Here is an 8,829-nt window from a genome sequence, read left to right as displayed (position 1 = left end):
AAGGGATAACCGCTGAAAGCATCTAAGCGGGAAGCTCGCCTTGAGATGAGGTCTCCCACCACGAGAGTGGGTAAGGCTCCCGGTAGACGACCGGGCTGATAGGCTGGAAGTGGAAGCGCAGTAATGTGTGGAGCTGACCAGTACTAATAGGCCGAGGACTTGACCACAAAGCAACATGCTTGATCTGTGCAGCGCTCTGTCCCTTCGCCGGGTCCGGAGCAGCGCCAGATCAAGGTCTTGCTCGCGTCCACTAGGCAATTCTGAGACAGCAAACAGTGTTTGTGTGTTTCATAGAGTTACGGCGGTTATGGCGAAGGGGAAACACCCGGTTACATTCCGAACCCGGAAGTTAAGCTCTTCAGCGCCGATGGTACTGCACCGGGGACGGTGTGGGAGAGTAGGTCGCCGCCGGACAATCTTTTATGAGGGCCCTCACCTTTCGGTGGGGGCCTTCGTGCTTTCCGGGAAGGGTTCCGAACGGGAGGCCGGCCTTGGGCCCTCGCCGGCTCTCATACCCTGGAACTGGAATCTGAAATGGCTGAGGGGATCCAGCGGCCCTGCGGAGGCTCCCGGGTTCAGGGACGGAGTTCCAAGACGTGCCTCGGAACCGGAGGCTGAGAGAGCCGCCGTACGCCTACGGAAAACCAGAAGCCCCGGCCGATGAGGACCGGGGCTTCTCGCGTTGGAGCGCCGCTCGTCAGGGCGTGATGAAGAGGGCGTCGCCCACGGTCCGCTCCGCGCCGTCCGAGGGCCGGTTGACGGGCTTGTGGCCGACGACCATCACGCTGGAGCCACCACCGTCGAAGTTGATGGCCTGCTTGGCGCCCAGCCACCGCATCAGCTGAGCAGCCTCCACCATCGAGGCGCCCACGGAGATACCCGGGTTGCGCCCGTCGACCGTGGCCAGGATCAGCCCGCCCGACTTGTTGACACCGACCATCGTGCGCGGGTGGCGCCGGAGCATCATGTTGACCGAGGCGTGTCCGTCGGCCGCCGCGGTGATGCGCACCCGGCCGTTCCTGACCAGCCCGACCCCGCCGCCCATGATGTATGTATCAGGGGTGAGCGGTATCGCCCGCTGCGTCCGCAGGTCGATGACCTTGGTGTCCAGTTTCATCCAGGTGCCCTGCGTGTGTTCCTGGAGCCAGACGGCCGCCAGGCCGGTGCCGTGAAGCACGTAGGTGCCCCGGGCGACGATGCCGCCGGCCTGGCGGACCTTGACGACCTGGCCCTGGGCGTCGATGACGGCCTCGATGCCGCCGTCGGTGGCCGTCTTGCTGCCGAATTCCTCGGTGTAGAGGACGAGCTCGTCGCTTCCGGCGGCCCGGTTGATGCCGTTGACCTCGGCCTTCGTGCCGTCCGAGGAGATCGCGGTGACCTGGGTTCGCAACTCGGTGATCCGGGCCTTACGGCCCTGGGTGATGACGAGGCCGCTGCGGCCTGGCACGGCCTCGCTGAGCAGCCTGCCGCCCACCACGGAGACACCGACCGGGTCGCCCTGAAGGGCCTTGGCGGTGTGGATGTTGAAGAAGCCGCCGTTGACCCCGGCGATGGCGCCGGTCAGTTTCGACATCGAGCTGGTGGTCTCGCGCTTGGCCACGCTCTTGCCGACGCTCGTCTTGAAGGATCCTTTGAACACCTTCGGGTCGACCATCAGCACGCTCATGTTCCAGGGGCCGGTGGTCTCGGTGCCGTCGTCGCCGAGATAGTCGGTCTTGGCCCGGATGCCCTGCTCCTTGAGTTCCTTCACGACCTTGTCGGCCTCGGCCCGCTTGCCGAATGACCACAGGCCGATCCTGACCATGTATCGCTCCACAGCCGGGGCGTCCGCTGCGGCGGGCTGCACGATCCGCAGGATGCTGGGAGTGAACCCCGCCGCCTCCACGGCCTCGGCGACCGTCTGAGCGGTGTCCAGGCGGCCGTCGTCGTGGCCGTTGGGCATGAGGGCGGAGACTGTCCAGCCCTGTGTGGACTTGCCGTGCTTCACGCTGAAAAGATCAATGCCCGGTGCCACACTCTGCTGGTTTTTCACCGTGGCCATGCTCACACCCAGTGGGAACACGGAGGAGGGAAACCCCGAACTCGCCTGCTCGGCCTCAGCGGGAATCGCTGTGGCGGTGAGCGCTAGGGCCGTGAATCCGGCGACAAGGCGTCGCGACATGTATATCTCTCCCCGTTGGTTTCAGAGTTCGTGCACCATCGTGCCGAGATCTACGGGGCGAGGGGAGCGAAACACACGAAACATCCCAAGAAAGTGTTGCTGCTCACGCAGGGTCATGTCACCCGCGGGAGAATTCACATGCCCGCGACGGTCCCGACCGGGTCAACGGTCCTGGTCAATAAGGATTAGTCCCTGGCCGTTTCGTTGCGACAGCGAGAATGCGACGCTACGGTGCAGTAGGCCGCATTTCCTCAGATCAAGCGGCACATCTTTCCGAGAGGCAGCCGTCATGGGGCTGAGCATTCTCATCGTGATCATCGCAAGCGTGATCCTCGGGGCGATCCTGACGCGTCCGCGCCGCTGGGATCTCCACATCTGCGTGGATGACCCCGTTCACATGGATGCCGCATCCGACAGACACGGTTAGTGCAGTTCGCGTACGAAGTCGGTTCAGGAAGACCCGGAAAAGTCCGCAGGAGTTACCGCGGGACGGATCGCCGCATTCGGTCGTCGGGGAAAGCGGTGATCGGGGTAAACGGACGGTCGTGGGTCGTACGGAACCTCGGTTCCGTACGACCCACGACCGTGATCTGGTCAGCCCATGCAGTGATACACCTTGCGCAGGGTCTCGTGGACGATCCAGACGGTCTTGGCCCCCTCGGCGAGCAGGCAGACCGAGCCGGGGACGAGTTCGAGGGTGGCACCCCCGTCGACCTCCAGCGTGGCACGGCCGGACAGGACCACGAACATCTCGTCACGTTCCACATCGGCCACGGTGCCCGGCGTGATCTCCCAGATGCCCCGGCTCTGCCCGCCATCCGGCGAGGACCACAGCTCGATGGACGAAACGCGCGGGGAACCCGCCAGGATCTGGTCGGGTTCCAGCTCGTCCGGTGAGAGCTGCACGTCACCGGTGGGGACGGAGAACGCCCCGGCAGCGGCGGTCATCCGGGCCAGATCGGCGGGCTCTGGGATGAGAATGTCGGGCATGGGGACCTTTCAGGGGCGGGGATTGTCTCTCCGGAAGGACTCCAGCGCCAGCAGGGCGACATGGAGGGAGAGGCAGGACTCGACATCGTCCAGATCGGTGTCGAGGACGCGTTCCAACCTGTGGAGACGGTCGTAGAAGGCGGGGCGCGACAGATGCGCCCGCTGAGCGGCGAGGGCCTTGTTGCGGCCCGCGTTGAGGTAGACCCGGAGGATCCTGGTGAGATCGCCGCCGCGTTGGGCGTCGTGGGCGAGCAGCGGGCCAAGCTCGCGTTCGGCGAAGGTCTGCAGCCGGGCGTCGTCACGCAGGAGGTGGAGCAGGCCCCGCAGACGGAGGTCGGGGAGCCGGTAGAAAGCGCGGCCGTCGGGCTGCCTGGCGGCCACGTCGGCGACCTGCTCGGCCTCCAGGAAGCTCCGCCGCACGTCGCGGACCGACTCGACCACGGAACCCGCGGCGAGGACGAAGGGGGTCGTGAAGGCCGTGCGCAGGTGGTCGGCGAGCATGGTCAGCGCGGATTCGGGGAGGACGCGCGGTGGCAGGGGGAGCAGGACGCCGACCCGGTTCTGGTCCAGAGCGCCGATCAGGGCGGGAAGGCGGGCCTCTCGGCAGGCGGCGGCGGCCGCGTCGCCCAGTTCGGCGAGCTGGGCGAGTTGCTCCTGGCTGTCCATCGGCTTCTCCGCCAACTCGGCCAGGCGCAGCACCACGCTCATGAGCCTGCGACCGGTGAGCGGCACGCCGACCGCACGGGCGCGGGCCGCGGCCTCCTCGGGGTCGGCGTACGCGTGGGTCAGGATTCCGGTGATGATCGTGCCGTGTGCCTGACGCTCCAGTGACTCCTGATGGCGTTCCAGCAGGCGGCCCAGGGCGAGGGTGGTCGCGGCGCGTTCGGCGAGCACGATGTCGTGCGGCCCCGGCTCGCTGTCACAGAGCAGGATCAGGCGGCCCCAGTCCTGGCCCCGGGCGCCGACGATGGTGACCAGCCAGCCTGAGGCCGCGTCGTAGGCGGTCCGCGGGTGGGGTGCCACCGAGCGGGAGCGCGTCTCCCAGCCGGCCAGTAGCGTGCCCGTGTCACGTCCGGCGGTGTCGCATGCCAGGACCTGGTGGGCGAGGTTCTCCAGCAGCGCGGGGCGTCCGGACAACCGGGTGACCTGGCCGAGCACCCTCGCGGGGGAGGCGCCCTCGACCGACAGCTCGGTGAAGACCTCGTGCAACTGCTTGGAGGCGCGGAGTTCCTCCAGCTGGATGTCGATGATCCGGGCGTGCACCGACTCGGTGATCTGCACGAACGGTGTCTCCATCGCCAGGGTCACCAGGGGCAGGCCGTGCACTTCGGCGGCGTTGATCACGGCACGGGGCAACTCTTTGATGAACTTGCGGCCCAGCTCCACGATCAGCCCCGACGCACCCACGGTGGCCAGCTCGGCGACGTAGTCGGCGAGTTTCTCGGGGTCGTCGGGCAGGGCTATGCCGGTGGTGAGCACGAGCTCGCCTCCGCGTAGCAGGTGGGCGATATCGGTGACCTCGCCCACGTGCACCCAGCGCACCCGGCTGTCCAGTCGGTCAGCCCCCGCCACGACCCGTGGATTGCCCCGGCGAACGGTGTCCAGGGCGAGGACGTCGGCGACTGTAGGGAGCACACACAGAGAGTATCTGATCAGAATGTAAGTACGCGTGGTCCCCCTTTTACATGCTGTTTACCTGCCATCCGTGTCCCTGCGGTATCGGGGCCCGCGGTGTCGTCTTCACAGGGTGGGAGGTGATCGCTAATGGATGCCCGGCCGCGGGGGCGGTGTCCCGCCGGGGTCCGCCGAGGCCGGTGCCGGTGCCGAGGCCGCGCGGTTCAGGCGGGCCTCCAGGCCGTCGAGGAGGCAGGTCAGGCCGAACTCGAAGTTGAGCGCCCTGGTGGTCTCGACGTCGATCTCCCTGAACTCGGCGTAGCGGGCGGCCAGTCCGGGGTGGCCTGCCGCGGCCTTCTCCACCGCCGGCTGGAGGGCCGCGTTCAGCTCGTTGGACTCAAGGCCGGTCCGCTCCATCATGGTCCGCCAGGAGATTTCGGGCAGAGTGACCCCGGACACGTAGGCGATGAGCGTCGAGGCGGCGTAGTCCTGGTCGAGGCCACGGAACCCGGCGTGGTCGAAGGTGGCGACGAGCCGGGTCATCAGCAGTATCGCGTTGGGGCCGATGCCGGGGATGGTCCCGATGAGGTTGGTCACCCAGGGGTGCCTGAAGAGCACCTGGCGCATGCTGTACGCGAAGGAGGAGGCGGAGTTGCGCCAGGTGGTCTCCTGGACGTCCGGGACCGTCAGCTCGCCGTAGACCTCGTCGAGGACCAGCTCCAGCAGTTCGTCCTTGTTGGCCACGTGCCAGTAGATACTGGTGGCCCCCGAGCCGAGCCTGGCGCCCAGGCGGCGCATGCTCAGTGCGTCCAGCCCCTCGGCGTCGAGCAGTGCCATCGCCTCGCGCACGATCTGCGCGCGATCGAGCCCCGGACTCTTGGTGGTGCGCGGCTCGCGCGTCCAGACGGAGCTGAAGTGCTGTTTCACGCTCCAAGCATAAATCCGATAGTACACCGTGCGAGCTTGTCATACAGTGTGCGAGTGGAATCGAACACTGTACGAGTCGAACGCGATCCGAGGCGCTGGTGGATCCTCGGAGTGCTCTGTCTGAGCCTGCTGGTCCTGGTGGTGGACAACACCGTCCTGAATCTGGCCATCCCGGCGTTGATGGTCGACCTGGGAGCCACCCCCGCGGACATCCAGTGGATCATCGACGCCTATGTCCTGGTCTTCGCCGGGTTGCTGCTCACCTCGGGCAGCCTGTCGGACCGTTACGGCCGTAAGCGTTTCCTGATCATCGGCCTGCTGCTGTTCGGCGGTGCCTCGCTGGTCGCCGTGCTGGTCACCGAGCCCTGGCAGCTGATCGGTGCCCGCGCGCTGATGGGCGTCGGCGGCTCCATCCTGATGCCGAGCACCCTGTCGATCCTGATCACCGTCTTCGACGAGGAGGAGCGCCGCAAGGCGATCGCCGCGTGGAGCGCGGTGGCCATGGTCGGTGTGATCGCCGGTCCCACGCTGGGCGGTTTCCTGCTGGAACACTACTGGTGGGGATCGATCTTCCTGCTCAACGCGCCCGTCGCGATCGTCGCCGTCGTCGCGGCGGTGCTGCTGATGCCCGAGTCACGTGGTCCGGCGAGAAAACTCGACCCGCTCGGCGTGGTGCTGTCCACGGCCGGCATGAGCGCCCTGGTCTACGTGGTCGTCTCCGCTCCGACGGCGGGCTGGACCTCGGCGGAGTCGCTGGTCGCCGCCGGCGTGGCGGTGGTCGCGCTGGGGGCGTTCGTGATCTGGGAGCTCAGGTCGGACCATCCGATGCTCCCGCTGGAACTGTTTCGCAACCGGAACTTCAGCGGCGCCTCGTTCTCGATCGTGCTGATGTCGTTCGGCACGGGCGCGCTGCTGCTGATGCTGACCCAGTACCTGCAGTTCGTGCTGGGCTACGGTCCCATGCGAGCCGGTCTCGCGCTGCTGCCGTACGCCGTGGCCGCCGCGCTGTTCAACGGGGTCGGTGCCGGGCTGGGGCAGAAGGTCAGCAACCGGGTGCTGGTCGCCGTCGGCCTCGCCGTGATGGCTTCCGGCTTCGGGGTGCTCGCCTTCATGACCGCCGACACCGGGTACGGCATGTTGATCTCCGGTCTCATGCTCATGGGGATCGGCGGCGGCCTGGCGGGTCCCGCGGCCTACGCGACGCTGATGGGCGCGGTGCCGCCCGCGCACGCCGGTGTCGGGTCGGCGCTCAACGACACGGTCCAGCAGGTCGGCATGGCGCTGAGCATCGCCGTGCTGGGCAGCGTGCTGGCCGGGGTTTACACCTCGTCGATGCCCGCGGACGCCCCGGCCGGCGCCAGGGAGTCGATCGGAGAGGCGCTGCGGCTGGGGGATCCGGGGGTGATCGAGACCGCGCGCGAGGCGTTCGTCTCCGCCATGTCGTTCGGCTCCTGGGTGGGAGTCGCCTTCACGCTGGCCGCCGCCACGCTGGCGTTCCTGGTGCTGCGGCCCGCGCCCGTGGTCACGGCCGCCTCGGACACCGACCTGGTGAAGACCGAGGGCTGAGGGGCTCTCCGGCCGCCGCCACGGCGTGCCGGGCCGCCGGCCGATCCGCCCGGACGGATCGGCCGGGCGGATCGGCACGCCGGCATGGGCGTACCGACCTGACAGTGTGCTGGGTTTGGCGACTATATGCCGACATGTTGCCGGTGTGAGGAGGTGGCCCCGAGCGGTGATACTCGATGTATGTCGGACCTCCTTGCGCGCCATCGCGCGGTAATGCCCAACTGGCTGGCTCTCTACTACGACGAGCCCATCGAGATCGTCTCAGGCAAGGGCAACCGGGTAGTCGACGCGTCGGGCAAGACCTACCTCGACTTCTTCGCGGGCATTCTGACCAACATGATCGGGTACGACGTGCCCGAGGTGCGGGAGGCCGTGGAGCGGCAGCTCGCCACCGGTGTCGTGCACACCTCCACGGTCTACCTGCTGCGCGGTCAGGTCGAGCTGGCCGAGAAGATCGCCAGGCTCTCCGGCATCCAGGACGCGAAGGTCTTCTTCACCAACTCCGGCACCGAGGCCAACGAGGCCGCGCTGCTGCTGGCGACCTACGCGCGCAAGTCCGACCAGGTGCTCGCCATGCGGCAGAGCTACCACGGCCGCTCCTTCGGCACGATCGGCGTCACGAGCAACCGTTCCTGGAAGAACAACTCGCTGTCGCCGCTGAACGTGCACTTCCTGCACGGAGCCGACCGGCACCTCGCCCAGTTCCGCGGCCTGTCCGACGCCGGCTACATCGAGGCCTGCGTCGACGACCTGCGCCACGTGCTCTCCACGGCCGTCTCCAACGACGTGGCGGCGCTGATCGCCGAGCCGATCCAGGGCGTGGGCGGCTTCACCATGGCCCCCGACGGGCTGTTCGCCGCCTACCAGGAGGTCCTCGACTCCGAGGGGATCCTGTTCATCTCCGACGAGGTGCAGACCGGCTGGGGCCGTACCGGCTCGGCCTTCTTCGGCATCCAGAACCACGGTGTCACGCCCGACATGATGACCTTCGCCAAGGGGCTGGGCAACGGCTTCGCGGTGGGTGGCGTCGTCGCCCGGGGTGACCTGATGGACAACCTCCACGCCGTCGGGCTGGCCACCTTCGGCGGCAACCCGATCTCCATGGCCGCGGCCAACGCCACCCTGGACTACGTCCTCGACCACGACCTGCAGGCCGCCGCCGCCAGGACCGGCGCCCTGATCATCGACGGGCTCCGTGAGGCCGCGCCGCGCCTGCCGATCGTCGGCGACGTCCGCGGCAGGGGCCTGATGTTCGCCGTCGAGCTGGTCGACCCGGCGACGGGCGAACCCTCCCCGGCGCTCGCCAGCCGGTTCATGGAGGAGAGCAGGAAGGCCGGCCTGCTGGCGGGCAAGGGCGGGCTGCGGGGTAACGTGCTCCGCATGGCCCCGCCGCTCACCCTGACCATGGAGGAGGCCGCCGAGGGCCTCGGAATCATCGTCGGTGTGCTCGAAACCGTCAACGCCGAGGTCGCCTCGTGAAGAACGTCACTCACTGGATCAACGGAGCCCTCGTCGAGGGCTCCGGCCGTACCTCCGAGATCTTCAACCCGGCGACCGGAGAGGTCACCGGG

Annotated in this window: 6 protein-coding genes and 2 rRNA genes; 4 read left to right on the top strand and 4 right to left on the bottom strand. The window is 67.7% G+C overall.

Annotated elements, in window-relative coordinates:
* Together ACWD3H_RS47065 and rrf are read left to right on the top strand one after the other, a co-directional pair.
* Positions 1–167, top strand: a 23S ribosomal RNA gene (locus tag ACWD3H_RS47065); the annotation flags it as partial.
* Positions 168–297: 130 nt separating this feature from the next.
* A 5S ribosomal RNA gene (gene rrf / locus ACWD3H_RS47060) occupies positions 298–414 on the top strand.
* Between the two features lie 283 nt (positions 415–697).
* On the opposite strand, the gene ACWD3H_RS47055 is transcribed toward rrf, so the two are convergent.
* The 4 genes from ACWD3H_RS47055 to ACWD3H_RS47040 all read right to left on the bottom strand — a co-directional run bounded on the left by ACWD3H_RS47055 (position 698) and on the right by ACWD3H_RS47040 (position 5,692).
* Positions 698–2,041 carry a phosphodiester glycosidase family protein gene (locus tag ACWD3H_RS47055; RefSeq protein ID WP_451959711.1) on the bottom strand — a complete coding sequence of 448 codons (1,344 nt, stop codon included), beginning with the start codon at positions 2,039–2,041 and terminating at the stop codon, positions 698–700.
* A gap of 714 nt (positions 2,042–2,755) precedes the next feature.
* Positions 2,756–3,151, bottom strand: a complete 396-nt coding sequence (locus ACWD3H_RS47050) for a cupin domain-containing protein (RefSeq protein ID WP_355569102.1) — start codon at positions 3,149–3,151, stop codon at positions 2,756–2,758.
* Positions 3,152–3,160: 9 nt separating this feature from the next.
* Entirely contained in the window at positions 3,161–4,786 is a 1,626-nt protein-coding gene (locus ACWD3H_RS47045; RefSeq protein WP_451959710.1) for a PucR family transcriptional regulator, read from the bottom strand.
* 126 nt (positions 4,787–4,912) lie between these two features.
* On the bottom strand, positions 4,913–5,692 hold the full coding sequence (locus ACWD3H_RS47040; protein ID WP_451959709.1) for a TetR/AcrR family transcriptional regulator: 780 nt from the start codon (positions 5,690–5,692) through the stop codon (positions 4,913–4,915).
* A gap of 54 nt (positions 5,693–5,746) precedes the next feature.
* On the opposite strand from ACWD3H_RS47040, the gene ACWD3H_RS47035 reads away from it, so the two are divergent.
* Positions 5,747–7,258, top strand: a complete 1,512-nt coding sequence (locus tag ACWD3H_RS47035; RefSeq protein ID WP_451959708.1) for an MFS transporter — start codon at positions 5,747–5,749, stop codon at positions 7,256–7,258.
* Positions 7,259–7,438: 180 nt separating this feature from the next.
* A complete protein-coding gene (locus tag ACWD3H_RS47030) occupies positions 7,439–8,737 on the top strand; it encodes an aspartate aminotransferase family protein (RefSeq protein WP_451959707.1) in 1,299 nt (432 codons plus the stop codon).
* Positions 8,738–8,829 lie beyond the last annotated feature (92 nt).

The sequence above is a fragment of the Streptosporangium sp. NPDC002607 genome (genome assembly GCF_053592655.1).
Note: the sequence above shows the minus strand (reverse complement) of the source record. Positions and strands in the feature narration are given on the sequence as shown.